Below are 26,337 nucleotides of genomic sequence, written 5' to 3'. Positions count from 1 at the left end.
AGCGCTTGTGGAGAACCCGATAAGCCGGGTGGCTGCTTGTAGGAGCGGCGTCAGCCGCGAAGCTGGTATTCCTGCAGTGCCGGGAGACTGCGCCACCTTATGATGTGCGTGCTTCGCGGCTTACGCCGCTCCCGCAAAAAAAGCCGCATGCCTTCGTTGTAGTGCAGTGGCGAAAAAATCACCGCCATTTTGAAAGCCTTGCAGCGCAGGGCCTGCACGCAGTTGTCCACAGTCTTCTCCATCCATTGCACACAGTGGCTGTGGAGAAAAAGCCCGTAGCCTCCGGAATGTCGGTCAGTGGTAGCACCAAGGCCCGCACAAACAACAAGGCCCGCCAATGGCGGGCCTTGTTGGCACTGCGTGCAGACTGGCCTTACAGCGCCTTGCCGCCCAACTTCCAGGTGAGCTGCAGGTAGTAGCTGCGGCCCATGCTGTCGAACCACGAAGTGTCGTAGTACGGGTAATTCGACCAGGTCGGGTCCTTCGGCGGCATCTTGTCGAACAGGTTGTTGACCGACAGCGACACCCGCAGATGATCAGTGATGTCGTAGCGGGCACCGGCGTTGAAGCGCCAGGTTGCTTTGGTCCATGCGTCGTTGTCGTAGTTGGCGACCTTGCCAAGGTAGTTGCCGAACAGGCTGGCGCCCCAGGCACCCTTGTCCCAGCTCACGCCCAGGTTCGACTTCACCCGCGGCAGCGTGGTGGCGCTGAAGCTGACATCGAGCATGTCTTCCTTCGGGTCGCCGGGGAACTGCTGGCGGGTATGGCGATGGGTCCAGTTGTACTGGCCGGTGAAACTGAAATCGCCAGCGTTCGCGGTCTGCAGACGGTAGTTGGCGGCGACATCGATGCCCGAGGTTTCCTCGTTGGCGATGTTGATCGGGCCGAACAGCACGCTGGTGATGTTGCCGTCTGCATCACGGACTACGCGGGCCAGGGCATCCACGCAGGTCGGTGAGTTGATGTCCACTGCGGCACCTGTATCGGTCCTGCCGAGGCGGCAGTCCGCTTCCTGGATGCGCAGCAGTTCGCGGTCCTGCGTCTGCACCTGATTCTCGATCCGGATCTTGTAGTAGTCCACCGCCAGATCGAAGTTGGTCACGGGTGACCACACGAAACCGGCCGAGAACGACTTGCTCGTCTCCTCATCCAGATTCATGTTGCCGCTGTAGACATCGAACGTGCTGACGTCGTAGTTGCCAAAGTCGCGGTCGTAGCATTCGCCGTCGGTTGCACCGGCATTGTCCGAACGACAGGCCAGGTAATCGGTGGCGAAGCGGGTGCGGTAGTAGTCGTTCCCGGCAAACAGGTAGTGCATGTCCGGCGCACGGAAGCCGGTGCCATAAGAACTACGCAGCAACAGCGTATCCAGCGGGCGCCATTCAAGACCGGCGCTGTAGGTGAACTTGCCCGGGCTCTTGTTGCCGTAGCTGTAACGGTCATAGCGGCCCGCAACGCTTGCCTGCAGGGTGGAAGCGATTGGCAAGCGCAATTCGCCGGCAGCACTCCAATGATCACGGTCGCCGCTGCCATCACCATAGCGCGGGCCGTAGTACGCGTCTTCGGTAAGTGCGAGTGGATCGGGATTGATCTTGTAGGACTGTTCACCGTATTCCACTGCACCAGCGAAGCCGACGTCACCTGCAGGCAGCGAGAACAGCGACGCGGTATCGACGGTGAAGCTGAGGTTGTCGTTCTTGGCTTCCGGGCGGAAGGTGGACATCGCCGCGATCGAGGCAAACTCGGCGGTGGTCAGTGGTGTGAACAGGCGCGTCGGATCCGGGGTGTAGATCGCGATGCCGTCATCGTCGTAACCCTGCAGTTCGCCCAGGAACAGGCGGTTGGCTGCAGCTGCCTTGATGCGCGGCATCTTGACGTCAGCCTTGTACTGGGAGTGGTTGTAGGCCGCTTCCCAGTTCCACTCCTCGGCGAACATGCCCTTCAGGCCGGTGGTTACCGCAAATGTCTTCTGGGTGGTGGTGTTCATGCGGTTGCGCAGGCCGCCAACCTCCTCCGGGGTGAATTGACGCGCCCAGTTCTCATAGCGCCCGGTGGTGGCGTTGTAGAAGATCTTGTTGCGGTAGTTGCCTTCGGAGTTCGGGTCATGGAACTCCCAGCCCATGTGGTCGCTGGCGACATCATTGCCATTGGTGCCGGTCAGCAGCTTGACCTTCTGCTGGCCAAGCTGGACATCGGCAAACCACGACAGCGCATCATTGAAGCGGTACTCGAACGAACCATAGGCATTGAAGCCTTTGCGCTCGTTCTGGATGGTGCGATAGGCAATGGCGCGTTCGCTGCCGCAATACGGGCCGTAGTCGTTCTCGGCGAGCACGGTGGTGCCGCCGTTGAGGCCGGCCATCGCCGCGCAATTGTCGGCCGGGGCGATGTTTTCGTCGTCGTCCCAGTTCTGCAGCTGCGCGATAAGGCGCGGCAGCTGGCGTTCTGCAGCAGGCGAATCCAGCGTCGAATCCTGCACGCTGCGGTCGGTGCCCCACAGGGGGCGCTTGTTGATCAGTTCAACGCCGACGATGCCGCTGAACTTGTCCTGCTCAAAGCCGGTGGTGATCGTCAAATTCTGCGATGAGCCACCGCCCCGGCTGGTGTCGCCAAAGCGGTAGTCGAAGGTGGTGCCATCGGTGGACTTCTTGAGGATGAAGTTGATGACGCCGGCCATTGCGTCTGAGCCGTACACCGCCGAGGCACTGCCGGTCAGCACTTCAATCCGGTCGATCATGCCCAGCGGGATGTTGCCGACATCGGTGAAGTTGCTGCGGCCATTGAGCGGCAGCGGGAAGTCGGCGATGCGTCGGCCATTGACCAGTACAAGGGTGTGGTTGGGCCCAAGGCCGCGCAGATCGACTGCCTGTGCGCCAGGCGTGGACTGGGCGCCAGTGGTGTTCTGCTGTCCCTGCGTGCTGCCGCTGTTCTGGCTGAGCGAGCGCAGTACGTCGGGTACCGAGGTGAAGCCGGCGGATTTGATCTGCTCAGCCGTCACCACGGTGACCGGTGCCGGGCCTTCCACCTGGGCGCGCGGGATGCGCGAGCCGGTGACCTGCACCGTGTCGAGTTGTTGCGGTTGGCCCTGGGTGGCGGTCTGGGCCAGGGCGGGGGCGGCCATCGACAGCAGGGCCAGTTGGATTGAACACACCATTGCGTGCTTACGCATGAATCAGCTCTCTGATGAAAAGTGTCCGGATTTGTCCTGTCGGCATGTAGGGGAATGCCGGCCAACCCTGTCTGTAATGTGAATGGGGTCACTGCATCTAACACCTTTTTTACACGCTTGACCACTGCCAGAAAGTCTGGCATTACAGCTGTAAGCGATTACATGGATCGGGTAGAGGGCGCTATGAAACGTAAGAGTTCTTGGCTGGGGCGAGTGGTCCTGGCTATCGCGGCTATTGCTGCGGGGGGCGTGGCCCACGCCGAGGATTCGCGCGCCATCAGCGCTGCTGGCTATCGCTACTACGAAGTGGGTGATCTGGATGCCCCCCGCCCGGGCAAGACCGAGGCGGCCATGATGTTGATGGGCGGCGGCGACTGGGTGCCGGAAGCCTTCCACTGGTGGGTTGAGCGGGCAGGCCACGGCCGCGTGGTGATCCTGCGCGCCTCTGGCGACGACAACATGCAGAAGGAGCTGTACTACGACATCGGCGGCGTCACCGCGGTGCAGACGCTGGTGTTCGACAGCCGCAAGGCGGCCGACGATCCGGCCGTGCTGCGGGTGGTGCGTGGCGCCGATGCGATTTTCATCGCTGGCGGTGACCAGTCGCGCTACATCCGTTTCTGGAAGGGCACCGAGCTCAATGCCCTGCTCAATGAGCATGTCCGCGCGGGCAAGCCGATTGGTGGCACCAGTGCGGGCTTGGCCATCCTTGGTGGCTATTCCTATGGCGCGCTGGATGGCGGCAGTGTCAATTCGCCGACTGCGTTGAGCGACCCGATGGGCAGCGAGGTGACCATGGATCGGGATTTCCTGACCATGCCCTACCTGTCGAACGTGGTGACCGACACCCATTTCGCCAAGCGTGATCGCCTGGGGCGCCTGATTGTCTTCGTCGCCCGCGCTGCCCAGGACAAGGGCCAGGACGACATCGTCGGTATCGGCGTGGATGAGGACACCGCGCTGTGCGTGGAGGCCGATGGACGTGGCCGGGTGTACTCGCTGGTCGATGGCTATGCATGGCTGGTGATGCCGCGCCGCACGGCTGATCGCCTGAGCAATGGTGAGCCGTTGGAATTCAGTTCGATTCCGGTCACAGGCGTGGGCGCGGGTAGTCGCCTGCATCTGGATGGCTTCAAGGTCGACAATGCCGCCTTCACCGCGATGGCCAGTGTCGTCGACGGCGAGTTGGAGCTGCATCCCAACTGAGTGCGTGCGATCAACAGAAAAAAGGGGGCTTCGGCCCCTTTTTTTTGTGGTCCCTTGGCGCGCGGCGCGGCTGTTGGGGGCGGAGACTGCCGCGTTGGCGTGGCTGGCGATGGAGCGGCGGTGCCTGCGACCATGGTGACTGTTCAGAGTGGCAGGCACCTGCCTAGAATCGGGCTTCCATTCGGGAGTGAAGAAACATGAAGCTGACTTCTGCAGTACTGCTGGGCCTGGCGTCGCTGTCCTCGGGAGCTGCTACGGCAGCCGAGGTTTCTCCCCTGTTGGTCATCCATGGCGGGGCGGGGGTGGAGCGCAAGGATTTCAGCGCTGCAGAAGAGCGCGCCGCACGTGCGGCGCTGACCGAGGCATTGCGTCAAGGTCATCAGGCACTGGTCGCTGGCAAGCCGGCACTGGATGCGGTGACTGCGGCGATCACAGTGTTGGAGAACGATCCGACCTTCAATGCAGGTCGCGGTGCGGTGTTCACCCATGACGGCAAGAATGAGCTGGACGCCTCGCTGATGGATGGCGCCACGCTGCGTGCCGGTGCCGTCGCTGGCGTGCATACGGTCAAGAACCCGATCCTGCTGTCGCGCGCGGTGATGGAGCATTCGCCGCACGTGATGATGGTGGGGCAGGGCGCGGAGATGTTTGCCGCCGAGCAGAAGATCGAGCTGGTGGATCCGTCCTACTTCCGTACCGAGAAGCGCTGGGAGCAGCTGCAGCGTGCATTGAGGGAAGAGACTGCAGGGCAGGCACATGCCGACCTGGAGACCGCCAAGCATTTCGGCACCGTCGGTGCGGTTGCGCTGGACAACCAGGGCAAGCTCGCCGCGGGTACTTCCACTGGCGGCATGACCAACAAACGCTATGGGCGTGTTGGTGATTCGCCGATCATCGGCGCGGGTACCTATGCCAATGATCAGTGCGCGGTTTCAGGCACGGGCTGGGGTGAGTACTACATCCGCCTGTCCGTCGCGCATGAGATCTGTGCACGCATGAAGTACCTGAAGGAAACACCTGCACAGGCTGGCGATGAAGTGATCGTCAAGCGCGTGCCAGAGCTCGGCGGCGATGGCGGCGGTATCGTTCTGTCTGCGGATGGCAAGGCGGCGATGCCGTTCAATACCGAAGGCATGTATCGCGGTTGGATTGGTGCCGATGGCGTGCCACACGTGGCGATTTTTGCCGACGAAAAGATTAAGATGCCCGGCGAGTGACCGGCACCGCGATGCCGAAAAAGAAATTTCACCGAATGTGAAGATTTCTGTTGACAGCATCGGCGCTGATCACCAAAATAGCGAGCTCACCCACCCCTGACCGGCAAGGCCGCGGTCCTCGACAAGGGAGTGGAATGGAGGGATACCCAAGCGGCCAACGGGGGCAGACTGTAAATCTGCTGGCTTACGCCTTCGGTGGTTCGAATCCACCTCCCTCCACCAGTTTTATGTTGTGACGTGTTTTCCCGGTGCGGGAGTAGTTCAACGGTAGAACCTTAGCCTTCCAAGCTAATGGTGCGGGTTCGATTCCCGTCTCCCGCTCCATTGAACGAAACGAAAAAACACGGCATAATAGACAACTCGCTCACGTAGCTCAGTCGGTAGAGCACCTCCTTGGTAAGGAGGAGGTCGAAGGTTCGATTCCTTTCGTGAGCACCATCTTTCGCAGATAGTGCACAACTAACCCTGTTACCGAGAAGAAGCAGCCATGTCCAAGAGCAAGTTCGAGCGTACCAAGCCGCACGTCAACGTCGGTACTATCGGCCACGTCGATCATGGCAAGACCACGCTGACTGCCGCACTGACCAAGATCGGTGCAGAGCGCTTCGGTGGCGAGTTCAAGGATTACTCCTCGATCGACGCCGCGCCGGAAGAAAAGGCACGTGGCATCACGATCTCGACCGCACACGTTGAGTACGAATCCGCTACCCGTCACTACGCCCACGTGGATTGCCCGGGCCATGCTGACTACGTCAAGAACATGATCACCGGTGCTGCCCAGATGGACGGCGCGATCCTGGTCTGTTCGGCTGCTGACGGCCCGATGCCGCAGACCCGCGAGCACATCCTGTTGTCGCGTCAGGTCGGCGTGCCGTACATCGTCGTGTTCCTGAACAAGGCCGACATGGTTGACGATGCCGAGCTGTTGGAACTGGTCGAAATGGAAGTCCGCGAGCTGCTGAGCAAGTACGACTTCCCGGGCGACGACACCCCGATCGTGCACGGTTCGGCTCGTATGGCGCTGGAAGGCGACCAGAGCGACATCGGTGTGCCGGCCATCCTGAAGCTGGTCGATGCACTGGACAGCTGGATCCCGACCCCGGAGCGTGACGTCGACAAGCCGTTCCTGATGCCGGTGGAAGACGTGTTCTCGATCTCGGGCCGCGGCACCGTGGTGACCGGTCGTATCGAGCGCGGCGTGATCAAGGTCGGCGAAGAAATCGAAATCGTCGGTATCCGTCCGGTCCAGAAGACCACCGTCACCGGCGTGGAAATGTTCCGCAAGCTGCTGGACCAGGGTCAGGCAGGTGACAACGCCGGTCTGCTGCTGCGCGGCACCAAGCGTGACGACGTCGAGCGTGGCCAGGTTCTGGCCAAGCCGGGTTCGATCAAGCCGCACACCCAGTTCGAAGCCGAAGTGTACGTCCTGTCGAAGGACGAGGGCGGCCGTCACACCCCGTTCTTCAAGGGCTACCGTCCGCAGTTCTACTTCCGTACCACCGACATCACCGGTGCGGTTGAGCTGCCGGAAGGCGTCGAGATGGTGATGCCGGGCGACAACGTGAAGATGGTTGTCACCCTGATCAACCCGGTGGCAATGGACGAAGGCCTGCGCTTCGCAATCCGCGAAGGTGGCCGTACCGTCGGCGCCGGCGTGGTTGCCAAGATCGTCGCTTAATAAGCCTGTAGCGCCAGCAGTAACTGCTGTTGGCGGCGCGGATGGCGGGCCGGGTACCTCGGTCCGCCTTCGCCGTCTAAGGTGATGTGTAATAGTCAAGTTTTACGCCAGTAGCTCAATTGGCAGAGCAGCGGTCTCCAAAACCGCAGGTTGGGGGTTCGAGTCCCTCCTGGCGTGCCATTTGCAACTCTCTATCCAGTGACCTTGGTCGCACCAGCTACAAGAGTCGGATGAACAGCAAGATCGAACATTCCAAGCCCGCCGCGTCTTCTGGTGGCGATATCGTCAAGTACGTCGGCGCTGCGCTGTTGGTGCTGGCTGGTTTGTTTGTCTGGTTCTGGTTTGCCGATCAGCCGCGTGCTGCCCAGCTGGGTGCATGGGCCGGTCAGTGGCGTGCGCTGGCAGTGGTTTTGGGTCTGGTGGCCGGTGGTGCAGTGTTCATGCTGACCACGAAGGGTCGTCAGACAATCGAATTCCTTTCTGAATCCCGTTTCGAGCTGCGCAAGGTCGTGTGGCCGACCCGCCAGGAAGCTATCCGCATGACGTGGGTGGTGGTTGTGGTGGTGATCGTGTTGAGCCTGCTGTTGGGTGGCTTCGACTTCGTGATCCAGAAGCTGACCCAGTGGTTCCTGGGTCGTTAAGGAGATATCTGTGAAGCGTTGGTACGTCGTTCACGCCTATTCAGGTTTTGAGAAGTCGGTTGCGCAGGCACTGCGTGATCGCATTGCGCGTGACGAGATGCAGGAGCTTTTTGGCGACGTGCTGGTCCCCACGGAAGAAGTGGTGGAAATGCGCGCTGGCCAGAAGCGCCGCTCCGAGCGCAAGTTCTTCCCGGGTTACGTGCTGGTACAGATCGAGACCCACGAAGAAGCCGGTATCCCGCGCATCGACAACGAAAGCTGGCATCTGGTCAAGGAAACCCCGAAGGTCATGGGTTTCATCGGTGGTACTGCTGACCGGCCTCTGCCGATCCAGGACAGCGAAGCTGCTGCCATCCTGAATCGCGTTCAGGAAGGGGTCGAGAAGCCGCGTCCGAAGGTACTGTTCGAGCCGGGCCAGATGGTTCGTGTCACCGAAGGTCCGTTCAACGATTTCAACGGCGTTGTCGAAGAAGTTAATTACGAAAAGAGCCGCCTGCGCGTCTCGGTGCTGATCTTCGGTCGCGCCACCCCGGTCGAGCTTGAATTCGGCCAGGTCGAGAAGGCGATCTAAGGCGCTGCGTGTCACCTGTTCAGGTGGCGTCGCAAAAAGCTGCTACAATTTTCGGCTCCCCAATGAGGGAGCAAATCAAGGGCTGCCGCGAGGTGGCCTTTGGTGCGATTTCACAACGCGATGCCGGGACGCGTGATTCCCGGTCCGATGGGGAGCCTGTTGTCGCAAGGCGCTAGCACCCGGAGAGCACTCTAATGGCAAAGAAAGTTGTCGGTTATATCAAGCTGCAGGTAAAGGCCGGTCAGGCCAATCCCTCGCCGCCGGTCGGTCCTGCGCTGGGTCAGCGTGGCCTGAACATCATGGAATTCTGCAAGGCGTTCAACGCTGCCACGCAGAAGCTGGAACCGGGTCTGCCGGTGCCGGTGATCATCACGGCCTACTCGGACCGTACGTTCACCTTCATCACCAAGAGCACCCCGGCGACCACGCTGCTGAAGAAGGCTGCTGGCATTTCTTCGGGCTCGAAGAAGCCGAACACCGACAAGGTGGGCAAGGTTACTCGCGCGCAGCTGGAAGAAATCTGCAAGGCAAAGGAGCCGGATCTGACGGCTGCCAGCCTTGACGCCGCCGTGCGTACGATCGCGGGTTCTGCCCGTTCCATGGGCCTGGTGGTAGAGGGTTAATCTGATGGCACAGACCAAGCGTGAGAAGGCCATCAAGGCCGCTATCGTCCCGGGCAAGGCATACGCCTTCGAGGACGCAATCAACATCCTGAAGACCGCCACCAAGGCCAAGTTCGTCGAGTCGATCGACGTGGCCGTGCGTCTGGGCGTGGATGCCAAGAAGTCCGACCAGCAGGTTCGCGGTTCCACCGTGCTGCCGGCCGGTACCGGCAAGTCGGTCCGCGTTGCCGTGTTCGCTCCGGCCGGTGCCAAGGCTGACGAAGCCCTGGCCGCTGGTGCCGAAGCCGTCGGCATGGACGACCTGGCTGAGAAGATGCAGGCCGGCGATCTGAACTATGACGTCGTCATTGCTACCCCGGACGCGATGCGCGTTGTCGGTAAGCTGGGCACCCTGCTGGGCCCGCGTGGCTTGATGCCGAACCCGAAGGTCGGCACCGTTTCGGCCAACCCGGGCGAAGCCGTCAAGAATGCCAAGTCGGGTCAGGTGCGTTACCGCACCGACAAGGCCGGCATCATCCACTGCACCATCGGCAAGGCCAGCTTCGAAAACGGCGCGCTGCAGTCGAACCTGCAGGCACTGCTGGTTGACCTGATCAAGGCCAAGCCGGCCACCTCGAAGGGCCTGTACCTGCAGAAGGTGTCGGTCAGCTCGACGATGGGCCCGGGCGTGACTGTTGATCAGTCCTCGCTGACCCTGAAGTGACGTACCGGCCCGTGCGCGCATAGCGCGCACGGCTTTGCCGGCACGTCATCCCCGCGAAGGCGGGGATCGCTCTGATGCTCTTGGGCTTCAGAGCAACAAGAAACACCAGCGTCACCGGCAACGGTGATGCTGACTTTTGAAGGCGTCGCGCAGGGTGACCTGCGTGGAGCCGTCAAAGACCGCAGGCGCGGTCAGCGCATACCGGCGACGGGCATGGAAGCTCGATTTGGCAAGGAGTCGCCGCCGGCACAGCGAGATCGCTTAATCGATTCGTTCTCGGATCACCCTGCGTAGATGGTGCCGCCCTTCTGGATTTTTCTGGTTCACGTACGTCCGGGTTTGCCCGGGTTTGCACTCCAGCTCTAGAACGGCCACCACCGGAACATCACCCGATGTTCCCGGCGTCCAGGACGGATGCCGCCCAGGACCGCACACGGCTAGGAGCCGTAAGCGGAATATGTTTGAAGCAGGGTGTTGAGGTTCGGCCAGGGAGGCCTGCAGCAGTGGCATTGCCGCTCTTGCCAATCCCGGATCCCGAATTCCCAGTCCCAGCTTAAACGGAGGAGTGCAATGGCTCTCAATCTGTCCCAGAAGCAAGAAGTAGTCGCCGAGCTGGCAGACGTCGCCGCCAAGGCCCACTCCTTGATCGCAGCCGAATACGCTGGCACCACGGTCGCTCAGATGACCGCGATGCGTAAGCAGGCCCGCGAAACCGGTGTTTTCTTGAAGGTTGTCAAGAACACGCTGGCCTCGCGCGCCGTTGAAGGCACCGATTTCGCAGTTGCAAAAGACCAGATGGTTGGTCCGTTGCTGTATGCGTTTTCGCTTGAGGAGCCCGGCGCAGCCGGTCGCCTGATCAAGGAAGCCGCCAAGGGTAACGACAAGCTGAAGGCGAAGGTCGTGGCAATCGGCGGGGAAGTTTTCCCGGCCAGCCACGTCGACGTGCTGGCATCGTTGCCGACCCGTGATCAGGCCCTGGCCATGCTGGCCCGCGTCCTGACCGAGCCGGTCACCATGTTCGCCCGCGCCGTCAAGGCTATCGGTGAGAAGCAGGAAGGTGGCGCAGCGGAAGCTGCAGCGCCGGCCGCTGAAGCTGAAGCCGTCTAAGTTCGACGTCTCCGTGGTTCCGCACGGAACCTCAATCCAGAATATTTTCAAAAGGTAATCAAAATGTCCCTTACCAACGATCAGATCGTCGACGCAATCGCCGAAAAGTCCCTGATGGAAGTGATGGAGCTGGTCAAGGCCATCGAAGAGAAGTTCGGCGTGTCGGCTGCTGCCCCGGTTGCAGTTGCTGCTGCTGGCCCGGTTGCTGCTGTTGAAGAGCAGACCGAATTCAACGTCATCCTGAAGGATGCCGGCGCGAAGAAGGTCGAAGTGATTAAGGCCGTCCGCGCCATCACCGGCCTGGGCCTGAAGGAAGCGAAGGACCTGGCTGAAGCCGGTGGCGTCGTGAAGGAAGGCGCTTCGAAGGAAGACGCCGACAAGTTCAAGAAGGAACTGGAAGCCGCCGGCGCGACCGTCGAGCTGAAGTAATCAGTTCTTGCATCGTCATCGATTCACGGCGATGCAGCCAAGGCTGGGGGCGTAAAGCCCCCGGCCTTTGGTCGTTTCAAACCGTTGTAATGCCGGGCGTGCCTGGCAGGCAATAGAAAGACCAACGTGGCAAGTGTCAGGCGCTGCGCTCCAGACGATGGGGTGACCCGCAGCCGATACAAGCGAGTTGGCAGTTGGAAGTAGCAATAGAAGGCGTGCTGGTGCCGGCAATACCAGCGACTTCCAACTGACAATTTCAAGATTTCCTTACGGGTCGTGGACGCACGGCTCGCACAACAAGGTGGAAGACCTCATGACGTCCTATTCGTACACCGAAAAAAAGCGCATCCGCAAAGATTTCGGCAAGCAGCGCTCGATCCTCGAGGTGCCGTTCCTGCTCGCGATCCAGGTTGATTCGTACCGCGAATTCCTGCAGGAAAACATCGATCCGGCCAAGCGCTCCGACCACGGCCTGCATGCTGCGCTGAAGTCGGTGTTCCCGATTTCCAGCTACAGCGGCAATGCTGCCCTGGAATACGTCGGCTACAAGCTGGGCGATCCGGTGTTTGACGAGCGCGAGTGCCGCCAGCGTGGCATGAGCTACGGCGCGCCGCTGCGCGTCACCGTGCGTCTGGTCATCTACGACCGCGAATCGTCCACCAAGGCGATCAAGTACGTGAAGGAGCAGGAGGTCTATCTGGGCGAAATCCCGTTGATGACCGACAACGGCACCTTCATCGTCAACGGTACCGAGCGCGTCATCGTGTCGCAGCTGCACCGTTCGCCGGGCGTGTTCTTCGACCACGACCGTGGCAAGACCCACAGCTCGGGCAAGCTGCTGTACAGCGCCCGCATCATTCCGTACCGCGGTTCCTGGCTGGACTTCGAGTTCGACCCGAAGGACGCACTGTTCACCCGTATCGACCGTCGCCGCAAGTTGCCGGTGTCGGTGCTGCTGCGTGCGCTGGGCTACAACAACGAAGAGATGCTGGCCGAGTTCTTCGAGGTCAACACCTTCCACATCAACCCGGACGAAGGCGTGCAGCTGGAGCTGGTGCCGGAGCGTCTGCGTGGCGAAACGCTGAACTTCGACCTGGCTGACGGCGACAAGGTCATCGTGGAAGCCGGCAAGCGCATCACCGCGCGCCACATCAAGCAGCTGCAGGCCTCGGGCATTGCCGCCCTGGCCGTGCCGGACGACTACATCGTCGGCCGCATCCTGTCGCACGACGTGGTTGATGCCAACACCGGTGAACTGCTGGCCCAGGCCAACGACGAAATCAGCGACGAGCAGCTGCAGAACTTCCGCAAGGCGGGCGTTGATGCAGTAGGCACGCTGTGGGTGAACGATCTGGATCGTGGCCCGTACCTGTCCAATACCCTGCGCATCGATGGCACCAAGACCCAGCTCGAAGCGCTGGTCGAAATCTATCGCATGATGCGTCCGGGCGAGCCGCCGACCAAGGACGCCGCGCAGAACCTGTTCCACAACCTGTTCTTCACCTTCGAGCGCTACGACCTGTCCACGGTTGGCCGCATGAAGTTCAACCGTCGTGTCGGCCGCAAGGAAGTCACCGGTGAGTCGGTGCTGTACGACCGCAAGTACTTCGGTGAGCGTAACGACGAGGAATCCAAGCGCCTGGTCGCCGCACACGGCGAAGGTTCGGACATCCTGGACGTCATCAAGGTGCTGACCGAGATCCGCAACGGCCGCGGCGTGGTCGATGACATCGATCACCTGGGCAACCGTCGCGTGCGTTCGGTCGGTGAAATGGCCGAGAACGTGTTCCGCGTGGGCCTGGTCCGCGTCGAGCGCGCGGTCAAGGAGCGCCTGTCGATGGCCGAGTCGGAAGGCTTGACCCCGCAGGAACTGATCAACGCCAAGCCGGTGGCTGCCGCGATCAAGGAATTCTTCGGTTCCTCGCAGCTGTCGCAGTTCATGGACCAGAACAACCCGCTGTCGGAAGTGACGCACAAGCGTCGCGTCTCGGCGCTGGGCCCGGGCGGCCTGACCCGCGAGCGCGCTGGCTTCGAAGTCCGCGACGTGCACCCGACCCATTACGGCCGCGTCTGCACCATCGAAACGCCGGAAGGCCCGAACATCGGCCTGATCAACTCGCTGGCCGTGTTCGCACGCACCAACAAGTACGGCTTCCTGGAAACCCCGTACCGCAAGGTGCATGACGGCAAGGTCTCCGACGAAGTCGAGTTCCTGTCGGCCATCGAAGAGAACGAGTACGTCATCGCCCAGGCCAACGCCCTGACCGATGCCAAGAACATGCTCACCGAGCAGTTCGTACCGTGCCGCTTCCAGGGTGAGTCGCTGCTCAAGCCGCCGGCAGAAGTCCACTTCATGGACGTCTCGCCGATGCAGACCGTGTCGGTCGCTGCCGCGCTGGTTCCGTTCCTGGAGCACGATGACGCGAACCGCGCACTGATGGGCGCCAACATGCAGCGCCAGGCCGTGCCGACCCTGCGTGCACAGAAGCCGCTGGTGGGTACCGGTATCGAACGCGCCGTGGCGCGTGACTCGGGTGTGACCGTGAACGCCCTGCGTGGTGGTCAGATCGTGCAGATCGACGCCGGCCGCATCGTGGTCAAGGCCAACGAGAACGAGATCACCGATCCGGCAGATGCCGGCGTGGATATCTACAACCTGATCAAGTACACCCGTTCGAACCAGAACACCTGCATCAACCAGCGTCCGCTGGTGAACGTGGGTGACGTGATCGCGCGCGGCGACGTGCTGGCCGATGGCCCGTCCACCGATATCGGTGAACTGGCGCTGGGTCAGAACATGCTGATCGCCTTCATGCCGTGGAACGGCTACAACTTCGAAGACTCCATCCTGCTGTCCGAGCGTGTGGTCGAGGAAGATCGTTACACCACGATCCACATCGAAGAACTGACCTGCGTTGCACGCGACACCAAGCTGGGGCCGGAGGAAATTTCCGCCGACATCCCGAACGTGTCCGAGCAGGCGCTGAACCGTCTGGACGAATCCGGCGTGGTGTACATCGGTGCGGAAGTGCGCGCCGGCGACATCATGGTTGGCAAGGTCACGCCGAAGGGCGAGAGCCAGCTGACCCCGGAAGAGAAGCTGCTGCGCGCCATCTTCGGCGAGAAGGCTTCGGACGTTAAGGACAGCTCGCTGCGCGTTCCGCCGGGCATGGACGGCACCGTCATCGACGTGCAGGTCTTCACCCGCGACGGCATCGAGAAGGACAAGCGCGCACGCCAGATCGAGGAAAACGAGATCAAGCGCGTCAAGAAGGACTTCGACGACCAGTTCCGCATCCTGGAAGGCGCCATCTACGCACGTCTGCGTTCGCAGCTCGTGGGCAAGGTTGCCAACGGCGGCGCCAGCCTGAAGAAGGGTGACGTGATCACCGATGCGTTCCTGGACGGCCTGAAGAAGTCCGACTGGTTCACCCTGCGCATGAAGGACGATGACGCGTCCGACGCCATCGAACGTGCCCAGATGCAGATCCAGGCACACGAGAAGGAATTCGAGCGTCGCTTCGCCGACAAGCGCGGCAAGATCACCCAGGGCGACGATCTGGCACCGGGCGTGCTGAAGATGGTCAAGGTGTTCCTGGCCGTGAAGCGCCGCATCCAGCCGGGTGACAAGATGGCAGGCCGCCACGGTAACAAGGGTGTGGTCTCCAACGTGGTGCCGGTCGAAGACATGCCGTACATGGCTGACGGCAACACCGTGGACATCTGCTTGAATCCGCTGGGCGTGCCGTCGCGTATGAACATCGGCCAGATTCTGGAAGTGCACTTGGGCTGGGCCGCAAAGGGCCTGGGCAAGCGCATCCAGGGCATGCTGGAACAGCAGCGTGCAGTCAGCGAGCTGCGTGAGTTCCTGGGCAAGATCTACAACCATGACTCGGCCATCTCCGAGCAGCGCGTGGACCTGTCCCAGTTCAGCGACGAAGAGCTGCTGAACCTGGCCAAGAACCTGACCGACGGCGTGCCGATGGCAACCCCGGTGTTCGACGGCGCGGCGGAAGAGGAAATCCGCGAAATGCTGAATCTGGCCTACCCGGATGAAGCACCGGAAACCGCTCGCCTGGGCTTCAACGCCAGCAAGACGCAGATGCAGCTGTATGACGGCCGCACCGGCGAAGCCTTCGACCGCAAGACCACGGTCGGTTACATGCATTACCTGAAGTTGAACCACTTGGTCGACGACAAGATGCATGCCCGTTCGACCGGTCCGTACTCGCTCGTTACCCAGCAGCCGCTGGGCGGCAAGGCGCAGTTCGGTGGTCAGCGCTTCGGTGAAATGGAAGTCTGGGCACTGGAAGCCTACGGCGCGGCCTACACCCTGCAGGAAATGCTGACGGTGAAGTCCGATGACGTACAGGGCCGTAACCAGATGTACAAGAACATCGTCGACGGTGAGCACGAGATGGTTGCGGGCATGCCGGAATCCTTCAACGTTTTGGTGAAGGAAATCCGCTCGCTGGCCATCAACATGGAACTGGAAGGCGGTTGATTGCGCAGGCGCTGCTGCAGTGATGCAGCAGCGCCGCCAGCACTGACTGACAGCCCATCGACACAGATTTCCTCCTTTCGGAGAACACCATGAAAGACCTGCTCAACCTCTTCAACCAGCAGCGCCAGACGCTGGACTTCGACGCGATCAAGATCGCGCTGGCCTCGCCGGACCTGATCCGTTCGTGGTCCTTCGGCGAAGTGAAGAAGCCGGAAACCATCAACTACCGTACCTTCAAGCCGGAACGTGACGGCCTGTTCTGCGCCGCCATCTTCGGACCGGTCAAGGACTACGAGTGCCTGTGCGGCAAGTACAAGCGCATGAAGCACCGCGGCGTCGTCTGCGAAAAGTGCGGCACCGAAGTCACCCTGGCCAAGGTGCGCCGCGAGCGCATGGGCCACATCGACCTGGCATCGCCGGTCGCGCACATCTGGTTCCTCAAGTCGCTGCCGTCGCGCATCGGCCTGATGCTGGACATGACCCTGCGTGACATCGAGCGCGTGCTGTACTTCGAAGCCTACGTGGTGACCGAGCCGGGCCTGACCGCCCTGGAGCGCCGCCAGCTGCTGACCGAAGAACAGTACCTGCAGGCCCGCCAGGAGCACGGCGACGACTTCGACGCCGCCATGGGCGCCGAGGCCGTGTACGAACTGCTGCGCACCATCGACCTGCAGGCCGAAATGGTCCGCCTGCGCGAGGAAATCGCCTCGACCGGTTCGGAAACCAAGCTCAAGCGTCTGACCAAGCGCATCAAGCTGGTCGAAGCCTTCCTCGAGTCGGGCAACCGCCCGGAGTGGATGGTGATGACCGTGCTGCCGGTGCTGCCGCCGGACCTGCGTCCGCTGGTTCCGCTGGACGGTGGCCGCTTCGCGACCTCGGATCTGAACGATCTGTACCGCCGCGTCATCAACCGTAACAACCGTCTGCGCCGCCTGCTGGAGCTCAACGCTCCGGACATCATCGTGCGCAACGAAAAGCGCATGCTGCAGGAATCGGTTGACGCCCTGTTGGACAACGGCCGTCGCGGCCGTGCCATCACCGGCACCAACAAGCGCCCGCTCAAGTCGCTGGCCGACATGATCAAGGGCAAGCAGGGTCGCTTCCGCCAGAACCTGCTGGGCAAGCGCGTCGATTACTCGGGCCGTTCGGTGATCACCGTGGGTCCGTACCTGAAGCTGCACCAGTGCGGCCTGCCGAAGAAGATGGCGCTTGAGCTGTTCAAGCCGTTCGTGTTCGCCAAGCTGCAGCGTCGTGGCCTGGCCACCACCATCAAGGCCGCCAAGAAGCTGGTCGAGCGCGAAGAAGGCGAAGTCTGGGACGTCCTGGAAGAAGTCATCCGCGAGCATCCGGTGCTGCTGAACCGTGCGCCGACCCTGCACCGACTGGGCATCCAGGCGTTCGAACCGCTGTTGATCGAAGGCAAGGCCATCCAGCTGCATCCGCTGGTCTGTACCGCATTCAACGCCGACTTCGACGGTGACCAGATGGCCGTCCACGTGCCGCTCTCGCTGGAAGCCCAGCTGGAAGCGCGTGCGCTGATGATGTCCACCAACAACATCCTGTCGCCGGCCAACGGCGAGCCGATCATCGTGCCGTCGCAGGACGTCGTGTTGGGCCTGTACTACATGGCGCGCTCGCTGGTGAACAAGCAGGGCGAGGGCATGGTGTTCGCGAACACCGACGAAGTGAAGCGTGCCTACGACAACCGTCTGGTTGAGCTGCACGCCCGCGTCAAGGTGCGCATCGTGCAGGTCGAGCGTGACGAAGACGGCAACAAGGTCAAGAAGACCTCGATCGTCGACACCACCGTCGGCCGTGCGCTGCTGAGCGAGATCATGCCGGAAGGCCTGCCGTTCGAGCTGTGCAACACCGAGATGACCAAGAAGAACATCTCGCGCCTGATCAACCAGAGCTACCGTCTGCTGGGTCTGAAGGACACCGTGGTGTTCGCCGACAAGCTGATGTACACCGGCTACGCCTACGCAACCCGCGCTGGCGTGTCGATCGGCATCGACGACATGCTGATCCCGGACGAGAAGAAGGGCATCCTCGGCGAAGCCGAAGCCGAAGTGCTGGAAATCCAGGAACAGTACCAGTCCGGTCTGGTCACCGCTGGCGAGCGCTACAACAAGGTGGTCGACATCTGGTCGCGCACCAATGAGCGCATCGCCAAGGCGATGATGGAAACCATCGGTACCGAGAAGGTCGTGGGCAGCGACGGTGAGATGGTCGACCAGAAGTCGATGAACTCGCTGTACATCATGGCCGACTCCGGTGCGCGTGGTAGCCAGGCGCAGATCCGTCAGCTGGCCGGTATGCGTGGCCTGATGGCGCGTCCGGACGGCTCGATCATCGAAACGCCCATCAAGGCGAACTTCCGTGAAGGCCTGAACGTGCAGGAGTACTTCAACTCCACCCACGGTGCCCGTAAGGGTCTGGCCGATACCGCGTTGAAGACGGCGAACTCGGGTTACCTGACCCGTCGTCTGGTCGACGTGGCACAGGACGTGGTGATCACCGAGGTAGATTGCGGCACCACCGAAGGCCTGACCATGATTCCGATCGTGGAAGGCGGCGACGTGGTTGAGCCGTTGAAGGATCGCGTGCTGGGCCGCGTCGTGGCCGAGGACGTGTTCCTGCCGGGCAACGACGAAGATCCGATCGTGACCCGCAACACCGTGCTCGACGAGCAGTGGGTGAACAAGCTGGAAGAAGCCGGCGTGCAGACCATCAAGGTCCGCTCGACCATCACCTGCGCCTCGTCCTTCGGTGTCTGCAGCCTGTGCTACGGCCGCGATCTGGCCCGTGGCCACATCGTCAACATCGGTGAAGCGGTTGGCGTCATCGCCGCACAGTCGATCGGTGAGCCGGGTACCCAGCTGACCATGCGTACGTTCCACATCGGTGGTGCGGCATCGCGTGCGGCTGCGGTCGACAACATCACCGTCAAGACCACCGGTTCGGTGAAGTTCTCCAACCTGAAGCACGTCGAGCAGACCAGCGGTTCGCTGGTTGCGGTCTCGCGTTCGGGTGAAATCTCCGTGCTCGACCCGCATGGTCGTGAGCGTGAGCGCTACAAGCTGCCGTACGGTGCCAGCATCGGCGTCAAGGACGGTGCTGAGATCAAGGCTGGCCAGACCGTGGCCAACTGGGATCCGCATAACCACCCGATCGTGTCGGAAGTGGCTGGTTTCGTGCGCTTCATCGACTTCATCGATGGCGTGACCGTGATCGAGAAGACCGACGAACTGACCGGTCTGGCTTCGCGCGAAATCACCGATCCGAAGCGTCGTGGCTCGCAGGCCAAGGATCTGCGTCCGCTGGTCCGTATCGTCGATGGCAAGGGCAATGACCTGACCATCCCGGGCACCGACCTGCCGGCACAGTACCTGCTGCCGCCGCGCTCGATCGTCAACCTGCAGGATGGCGCGCCGGTAGGCGTGGGCGACGTGGTTGCCAAGATCCCGCAGGAAGCCTCGAAGACCCGCGACATCACCGGTGGTCTGCCGCGCGTTGCCGACTTGTTCGAAGCCCGCAAGCCGAAGGACCCGGCGATCCTGGCCGAGCGTTCGGGTATCATCAGCTTCGGCAAGGACACCAAGGGCAAGCAGCGCCTGATCATCAAGGACACTGATGGTTCGGAGCACGAAGAGCTGATTCCGAAGTACCGCCAGATCATCGTGTTCGAAGGTGAACACGTGACCCGCGGTGAAACCGTGGTGGACGGCGAGCCGAGCCCGCAGGACATCCTGCGCCTGAAGGGCGTGGAAGAACTGGCCCGTTACCTGGTCAAGGAAATCCAGGACGTTTACCGCCTGCAGGGCGTGAAGATCAACGACAAGCACATTGAAGTGATCTCGCGCCAGATGCTGCGCAAGGTGGAAATCGTCGACCAGGGCAGCAGCAAGTTCCTCAATGGCGAGCAGGCCGAGCGCCAGCGCGTGATCGAGGAGAATGCCAAGCTGATCGCCCGCAACGAGCTGCCGGCACGTTTCGAGCCGGTGCTGCTGGGTATCACCAAGGCATCGCTGGCCACCGAGTCGTTCATCTCGGCGGCTTCGTTCCAGGAAACCACCCGCGTGCTGACCGAGGCTGCCGTGCGCGGTACCTCCGATGGCCTGCGCGGCCTGAAGGAAAACGTGATCGTCGGCCGCCTGATTCCGGCGGGTACCGGCCTTGCGTACCACGCCCAGCGCCGTCGTAACGCGTCGGGTCTGACCGATTCGGAAATCGCAACCCTGGCCGGTCCGGCCGTGGTCGCTGAACCGGCGGTGGTGGCACCGGAAGCTGAACCGGCGACTGGTGAAGAGTAAGTAGTTTGATCCGCCGGTCCGTTCGCGGACCGGCAGTTCGACCTGAACGGGGAATATGGAGATACCCCTGTAACGGCTCTGGATCAGGGCTGGCTTGGCATGGGCCTGTTTGACTGGGCTCTTGACAAGTTGCTACAATCGTCTGTCTCAGCAGGCCAAAATTTTGGCCTGCTTTACAATTTCCGCATCCTGGCCGTTTTTTGGCGGCCCCAATCAGAAGAACCTACTGATGGCGACGATCAACCAGCTGGTACGCAAGCCGCGTCAAGCTACCACCTACAAGAGTGCCTCGCCGGCGCTCGACAAGTGCCCGCAGCGCCGTGGCGTCTGCACGCGCGTGTACACCACCACTCCGAAGAAGCCGAACTCGGCTCTGCGCAAGGTTGCAAAGGTTCGCCTGACCAACCAGGAAGAAGTGATTTCCTACATCGGTGGTGAAGGCCACAACCTGCAGGAGCACTCCGTGGTCCTGATCCGCGGCGGTCGCGTCAAGGATCTGCCGGGTGTGCGTTACCACACCGTCCGTGGCTCGCTCGATGCCGCCGGCGTCGCCAAGCGTCGTCAGGCGCGTTCCAAGTACGGCGCAAAGCGTCCGAAGGCCTGAGGAATAAGACATGTCACGTAAAGGTAATACTCCCCAGCGTTCGGTCCTGCCGGATCCGAAGCACAAGAGCGAAACCATTGCCCGCTTCATCAACATGGTCATGTTGAGCGGCAAGAAGTCCGTTGCTGAAAAGATCGTCTATGGCGCCATGGACGTGATCAGCGAAAAGAACCCGAACGCAATCGAGCTGGTGCAGAAGGCACTGGACAACGTTGCTCCGGGCGTGGAAGTGAAGTCGCGTCGCGTCGGTGGTGCCACCTATCAGGTGCCGGTCGAAGTGCGCGCTTCGCGCAAGATGGCCCTGGCCATGCGTTGGCTGATCGACTCGGCGCGTAAGCGCGGCGAGAACACCATGCCGCGCAAGCTGGCTGCTGAACTGCTGGACGCTTCGGAAAACCGTGGCGGCGCCATCAAGAAGCGCGAAGAAACCCACCGTATGGCGGAAGCGAACAAGGCCTTCGCTCACTACCGCTGGTGAGTTGTAGGGGCCTTGGAAACAGGGCCCCTGGCACCCATGTGGTGCTACTTGTAGCGCTTTGAGCGCTGCTTAAATCCGAAGGCCGCCGCAAGGCGGCGTTCGGCCATCCGAATTCCAAGAAATTGAGAGGCTCCCGTGGCCCGCACCACTCCTATCGAGCGTTACCGTAACTTCGGCATCATGGCCCACATCGATGCCGGCAAGACCACCACGTCCGAGCGCATCCTGTTCTACACCGGCAAGAGCCACAAGCTCGGTGAAGTGCACGATGGCGCCGCCACCATGGACTGGATGGAGCAGGAGCAGGAACGTGGCATCACGATCCAGTCCGCTGCTACCACCGCGTTCTGGAAGGGCATGGACAAGTCCCTGCCGGAGCACCGTTTCAACATCATCGACACCCCCGGGCACGTTGACTTCACCATCGAAGTCGAACGCTCCCTGCGCGTGCTCGACGGTGCGGTGTTCGTGCTGTGTGCCGTTGGTGGCGTGCAGCCGCAGTCCGAGACCGTGTGGCGCCAGGCCAACAAGTACCAGGTCCCGCGCATCGCGTTCGTCAACAAGATGGACCGTACCGGTGCCAACTTCCTGAAGGTCCGTGACCAGCTGAAGGCCAAGCTCGGCGCCGTCGCCGTGCCGATGCAGTTGCCGATCGGTGCCGAAGAAGGCTTCAAGGGCGTGGTCGATCTGCTCAAGATGAAGGCCATCCATTGGGATGAGGCTTCGCAGGGCATGAAGTTCGAGTACGGCGAAATCCCGGCTGATCTGCAGGCGGCGGCTGAAGAAGCCCGCACCTTCATGATCGAAACCGCGGCTGAAGCCAGCGAAGAGCTGATGGAAAAGTACCTGGGCGGCGAAGAGCTGGACGAGGCCGAGATCATCAACGCGCTGCGTACCCGTACGCTGGCCGTTGAAATCGTGCCGATGTTCTGCGGTTCGGCGTTCAAGAACAAGGGCGTGCAGGCCATGCTGGACGGCGTGATCCAGCTGCTGCCGTCGCCGGTGGACGTGCCTGACGTGAAGGGCACCGACGTCGACGACGACTCCATCGAGATGACCCGCAAGTCGGACGACAAGGCTCCGTTCTCGTCGCTGGCATTCAAGATCATCACCGATCCGTTCGTTGGCGCGCTGACCTTCTTCCGTGTCTACTCGGGCACCCTGAACGGTGGCGACACCGTGCTGAACTCGGTGAAGAACAAGAAGGAGCGTATCGGCCGCATCCTGCAGATGCACTCGAACAACCGCGAGGAAATCAAGGAAGTTCTGGCTGGTGACATCGCTGCTGCCGTGGGCCTGAAGGACACCACCACCGGTGACACGCTGTGCTCGCTCGAAGCACCGATCGTGCTTGAGCGCATGGTGTTCCCGGAGCCGGTGATCTCGATGGCCGTCGAGCCGAAGACCAAGTCGGACCAGGAAAAGATGGGTCTGGCGCTGGGCCGTCTGGCACAGGAAGATCCGTCGTTCCGCGTCAAGACCGACGAAGAATCCGGCCAGACCATCATCTCCGGCATGGGCGAGCTGCACCTGGACATCATCGTTGACCGCCTCAAGCGCGAGTTCAACGTTGAAGCCAACGTCGGCAAGCCGCAGGTGGCCTACCGCGAAACCATCCAGCAGGCTGACGTCAAGTCGGATTACAAGCACGCCAAGCAGTCCGGTGGTAAGGGTCAGTACGGTCACGTCGTGATCGAGCTGTCGCCGATCACCGCTGAAGACCGTGCCGATCCGAAGCTGGCTGCTGCCATCAAGGATGACTTCCTGTTCATCAACGACATCACCGGCGGCGTGATCCCGAAGGAATTCATTCCTTCCGTGGAAAAGGGCCTGCGCGAAACCATCACCAGCGGTCCGCTGGCTGGCTTCCCGGTGGTGGACGTCAAGGTCAAGCTGGTGTTCGGCTCGTACCATGACGTTGACTCCTCGGAAATGGCGTTCAAGCTCGCCTCGTCGATGGCCTTCAAGCAGGGCTTCGCCAAGGCCAAGCCGGTTCTGCTGGAGCCGATCATGAAGGTCGAAATCGTGACCCCGGAAGACTACCAGGGTGACGTGATGGGCGACGTAAGCCGCCGTCGTGGCGTTCTGCAGGGTTCGGGCACCACCGGTGACGGCTCGGCCAGCATCATCAATGCGATGATCCCGCTGGGCGAAATGTTCGGTTACGCCACCGCGCTGCGTTCGCAGACCCAGGGTCGCGCAACCTTCACGATGGAATTCGACCATTACGAGCCGGCGCCGAACAACATCGCCGAAACCGTCATCAAGAAGGGCTGAGTCTCTGACTCAGCCTCTCCTTCCAAGTTATAGATAATCAAGGAACAACAATGTCCAAGAGCAAGTTCGAGCGCACCAAGCCGCACGTCAACGTCGGCACCATCGGCCACGTCGACCATGGCAAGACCACCCTGACCGCAGCACTGACCAAGATCGGTGCAGAGCGCTTCGGTGGCGAGTTCAAGGATTACTCCTCGATCGACGCCGCGCCGGAAGAAAAGGCACGTGGCATCACGATCTCGACCGCACACGTTGAGTACGAATCCGCTACCCGTCACTACGCCCACGTGGATTGCCCGGGCCATGCTGACTACGTCAAGAACATGATCACCGGTGCTGCCCAGATGGACGGCGCGATCCTGGTCTGTTCGGCTGCTGACGGCCCGATGCCGCAGACCCGCGAGCACATCCTGTTGTCGCGTCAGGTCGGCGTGCCGTACATCGTCGTGTTCCTGAACAAGGCCGACATGGTTGACGATGCCGAGCTGTTGGAACTGGTCGAAATGGAAGTCCGCGAGCTGCTGAGCAAGTACGACTTCCCGGGCGACGACACCCCGATCGTGCACGGTTCGGCTCGTATGGCGCTGGAAGGCGACCAGAGCGACATCGGTGTGCCGGCCATCCTGAAGCTGGTCGATGCACTGGACAGCTGGATCCCGACCCCGGAGCGTGACGTCGACAAGCCGTTCCTGATGCCGGTGGAAGACGTGTTCTCGATCTCGGGCCGCGGCACCGTGGTGACCGGTCGTATCGAGCGCGGCGTGATCAAGGTCGGCGAAGAAATCGAAATCGTCGGTATCCGTCCGGTCCAGAAGACCACCGTCACCGGCGTGGAAATGTTCCGCAAGCTGCTGGACCAGGGTCAGGCAGGTGACAACGCCGGTCTGCTGCTGCGCGGCACCAAGCGTGACGACGTCGAGCGTGGCCAGGTTCTGGCCAAGCCGGGTTCGATCAAGCCGCACACCCAGTTCGAAGCCGAAGTGTACGTCCTGTCGAAGGACGAGGGCGGCCGTCACACCCCGTTCTTCAAGGGCTACCGTCCGCAGTTCTACTTCCGTACCACCGACATCACCGGTGCGGTTGAGCTGCCGGAAGGCGTCGAGATGGTGATGCCGGGCGACAACGTGAAGATGGTTGTCACCCTGATCAACCCGGTGGCAATGGACGAAGGCCTGCGCTTCGCAATCCGCGAAGGTGGTCGTACCGTCGGCGCCGGCGTGGTCGCAAAGATCGTTGCCTGATAACGCTGCGCTTCCTCGCGAAGCAATGTGTTGAAAGAAGGGCGGCCTCCGGGCCGCCCTTTTTTTGTGTGTCAGGTGGGCGGGGTGGGGTGGGCCGGGGTTTCGTGTGGCGTGAGTGTTTGACGCTTGTGGTTTGAAGAGCCTGGCGCTTGAGGGGCTGGGAGGTTTTGGCGCCAAAAGCTTCAAGTGTCATGAGCTTTGACGGCTCACGGCTTCAATTGGCTGAGGAAGCCAGAGGCTGGGAGTCAAGGGCCAAAAGCTAAAGTCAACGGCTTGCCCTCACCCCAACCCCTCTCCCGCGTGCGGGAGAGGGGCCAGGATTGCGTGCGCTCGCGGTGCACTCGCGGCCGACGCATTGCGGGTAGCTCTCCCGGCGGGAGAGGGGCTGGATTGCGTGCGCTCGCGGTGCACTCGCGGCCGATGCATTGCGGGTAGCTCTCCCGGCGGGAGAGGGGGCAGGATTGCGTGCGCTCGTAGTGCACTCGCGGCCGACGCATTGCGAGCCCCTCTCCCGTTTACGGGAGAGGGGTTGGGGTGAGGGCGGCTTTTTGCGGAAAGTCCGGGTGATCTGAATAGGCTGAGACTGCAGTCCGGATGGATTTGTACTTCCGCTTCGCCCGCGTGGATAATGCTGCTCCCCGAGGGAAACGGCTGGGCGGGCGTATTCACATCCGAGCCTGTTCAGGGTTTGCCTGACTCCGGTCGGCACAAGTGCCGGGCTTGGGTGGGGTAGGGCGCTCGACGCAGTACCGTTAGTCCTGTTGCCCGGCCTTCTCACTGCCGCACCTGCCTCTGGCCATTCATCCCGCAGTTAGCCGGGGCATCCGTATCTGCGCACATCGGCGGTGTGGTTGCCAGGGGCGGAGCGCGCTTATACGCGGCAAACCCCGCAAATCCTGCTGTTTCCTGAAGCACCCCATACCTCGGCAGAGGGGTGAGTTGCAATAGGAAAAGAATACTGACAGAATGCACGACCACTCGCGGAAGTGCCCGTTTACGGGAATTCCGCAACCAGCGAAAAGAGGGGCAGGACGCACCTCGTATTCGCCAGACAAGGACAGGTCGCATGGGAGGCACTCCGTTCAACGGGGTGTTTTTTGTGCGTTTGAACATGTCTGGGGCGGGCCGGGAAACCGGGCCGCCCTGCTGTTATGAAAGGATTCGCGCGACGGGCAGTGCTTCGGCGCTAAACGTCGTTTTCATGGGGTTCGGCACACTCAGGGGCCGGACCTGTCGCTCTTTAGACCCATAGGAATACCGTCATGGCGGACCAAAAGATCCGAATTCGGTTGAAGGCGTTTGATCATCGTTTGATCGACCGTTCGGCCAGCGAGATCGTTGAAACGGCAAAGCGGACCGGCGCGCAAGTGCGTGGCCCGATCCCCCTGCCCACCAAGATCGAGCGTTACACCATCCTCGTCTCCCCGCACGTCGACAAGGACGCGCGTGACCAGTACGAGACCCGCACGCACAAGCGCGTGCTCGATATCGTCGACCCCAACGACAAGACCGTGGACGCGCTGATGAAGCTCGAACTGGCTGCCGGCGTCGACGTTCAGATCAAGCTGACCTGAGG

At 61.6% G+C, this 26,337-nt stretch carries 17 protein-coding genes and 4 tRNA genes; 20 read left to right on the top strand and 1 reads right to left on the bottom strand.

What is annotated here, in order from left to right; all coding sequences use genetic code 11:
• Positions 1-373 precede the first annotated feature (373 nt).
• Positions 374-3,169: a TonB-dependent receptor plug domain-containing protein gene (locus tag AC1VWL_RS08300; RefSeq protein WP_482986359.1), complete on the bottom strand. Its 2,796-nt coding sequence runs from the start codon at positions 3,167-3,169 to the stop codon at positions 374-376.
• Positions 3,170-3,331: 162 nt separating this feature from the next.
• Here AC1VWL_RS08300 and AC1VWL_RS08295 point away from each other — a divergent pair, with 162 nt between their 5' ends.
• The 20 genes from AC1VWL_RS08295 to rpsJ all read left to right on the top strand — a co-directional run bounded on the left by AC1VWL_RS08295 (position 3,332) and on the right by rpsJ (position 26,335).
• Positions 3,332-4,375, top strand: coding sequence for a cyanophycinase (locus AC1VWL_RS08295; protein ID WP_482986358.1), 1,044 nt, complete (start codon positions 3,332-3,334; stop codon positions 4,373-4,375).
• 197 nt (positions 4,376-4,572) lie between these two features.
• On the top strand, positions 4,573-5,592 hold the full coding sequence (locus AC1VWL_RS08290; RefSeq protein WP_482986357.1) for an isoaspartyl peptidase/L-asparaginase family protein: 1,020 nt from the start codon (positions 4,573-4,575) through the stop codon (positions 5,590-5,592).
• A 136-nt stretch (positions 5,593-5,728) separates the two neighbouring features.
• Positions 5,729-5,814, top strand: a tRNA-Tyr gene (locus AC1VWL_RS08285).
• A gap of 28 nt (positions 5,815-5,842) precedes the next feature.
• Positions 5,843-5,916 (top strand) — tRNA-Gly (locus AC1VWL_RS08280).
• 38 nt (positions 5,917-5,954) lie between these two features.
• Positions 5,955-6,030 (top strand) — tRNA-Thr (locus AC1VWL_RS08275).
• Between the two features lie 49 nt (positions 6,031-6,079).
• On the top strand, positions 6,080-7,270 hold the full coding sequence (gene tuf / locus AC1VWL_RS08270; protein ID WP_481509898.1) for an elongation factor Tu: 1,191 nt from the start codon (positions 6,080-6,082) through the stop codon (positions 7,268-7,270).
• 104 nt (positions 7,271-7,374) lie between these two features.
• A tRNA-Trp gene (locus tag AC1VWL_RS08265) sits at positions 7,375-7,450 on the top strand.
• Between the two features lie 50 nt (positions 7,451-7,500).
• Positions 7,501-7,911: a preprotein translocase subunit SecE gene (secE, locus tag AC1VWL_RS08260; protein WP_296253959.1), complete on the top strand. Its 411-nt coding sequence runs from the start codon at positions 7,501-7,503 to the stop codon at positions 7,909-7,911.
• Between the two features lie 10 nt (positions 7,912-7,921).
• Positions 7,922-8,482: a transcription termination/antitermination protein NusG gene (gene nusG / locus AC1VWL_RS08255; RefSeq protein ID WP_057630031.1), complete on the top strand. Its 561-nt coding sequence runs from the start codon at positions 7,922-7,924 to the stop codon at positions 8,480-8,482.
• A gap of 194 nt (positions 8,483-8,676) precedes the next feature.
• Complete coding sequence (gene rplK, locus AC1VWL_RS08250) at positions 8,677-9,105, top strand: 50S ribosomal protein L11 (RefSeq protein WP_057630030.1); 429 nt, start codon at positions 8,677-8,679, stop codon at positions 9,103-9,105.
• Between the two features lie 4 nt (positions 9,106-9,109).
• The gene (gene rplA / locus AC1VWL_RS08245; protein WP_303749023.1) at positions 9,110-9,808 is read left to right on the top strand and encodes a 50S ribosomal protein L1; all 699 of its coding nucleotides are present in this window, start codon (positions 9,110-9,112) and stop codon (positions 9,806-9,808) included.
• A 570-nt stretch (positions 9,809-10,378) separates the two neighbouring features.
• Positions 10,379-10,915, top strand: a complete 537-nt coding sequence (gene rplJ / locus AC1VWL_RS08240) for a 50S ribosomal protein L10 (RefSeq protein ID WP_282270681.1) — start codon at positions 10,379-10,381, stop codon at positions 10,913-10,915.
• A 63-nt stretch (positions 10,916-10,978) separates the two neighbouring features.
• A complete protein-coding gene (rplL, locus tag AC1VWL_RS08235) occupies positions 10,979-11,344 on the top strand; it encodes a 50S ribosomal protein L7/L12 (protein WP_282270680.1) in 366 nt (121 codons plus the stop codon).
• Between the two features lie 313 nt (positions 11,345-11,657).
• Positions 11,658-15,848 carry a DNA-directed RNA polymerase subunit beta gene (rpoB, locus tag AC1VWL_RS08230; RefSeq protein WP_282270678.1) on the top strand — a complete coding sequence of 1,397 codons (4,191 nt, stop codon included), beginning with the start codon at positions 11,658-11,660 and terminating at the stop codon, positions 15,846-15,848.
• Between the two features lie 89 nt (positions 15,849-15,937).
• A complete protein-coding gene (rpoC, locus tag AC1VWL_RS08225) occupies positions 15,938-20,161 on the top strand; it encodes a DNA-directed RNA polymerase subunit beta' (protein WP_481615107.1) in 4,224 nt (1,407 codons plus the stop codon).
• A gap of 229 nt (positions 20,162-20,390) precedes the next feature.
• Entirely contained in the window at positions 20,391-20,765 is a 375-nt protein-coding gene (gene rpsL / locus AC1VWL_RS08220) for a 30S ribosomal protein S12 (RefSeq protein ID WP_004145320.1), read from the top strand.
• A 10-nt stretch (positions 20,766-20,775) separates the two neighbouring features.
• On the top strand, positions 20,776-21,243 hold the full coding sequence (gene rpsG, locus AC1VWL_RS08215; RefSeq protein ID WP_057630019.1) for a 30S ribosomal protein S7: 468 nt from the start codon (positions 20,776-20,778) through the stop codon (positions 21,241-21,243).
• Between the two features lie 135 nt (positions 21,244-21,378).
• Positions 21,379-23,520 (top strand): elongation factor G, encoded by a 2,142-nt coding sequence (gene fusA / locus AC1VWL_RS08210; protein ID WP_481615108.1) that lies wholly within the window; start codon positions 21,379-21,381, stop codon positions 23,518-23,520.
• A gap of 50 nt (positions 23,521-23,570) precedes the next feature.
• Positions 23,571-24,761, top strand: coding sequence for an elongation factor Tu (gene tuf, locus AC1VWL_RS08205; protein WP_481509898.1), 1,191 nt, complete (start codon positions 23,571-23,573; stop codon positions 24,759-24,761).
• 1,262 nt (positions 24,762-26,023) lie between these two features.
• Positions 26,024-26,335, top strand: a complete 312-nt coding sequence (rpsJ, locus tag AC1VWL_RS08200; RefSeq protein WP_010341589.1) for a 30S ribosomal protein S10 — start codon at positions 26,024-26,026, stop codon at positions 26,333-26,335.
• Positions 26,336-26,337 lie beyond the last annotated feature (2 nt).

This window comes from Stenotrophomonas sp. STEN063 (assembly GCF_056854515.1).
This window is presented reverse-complemented; position numbering and strand designations above follow the sequence as displayed.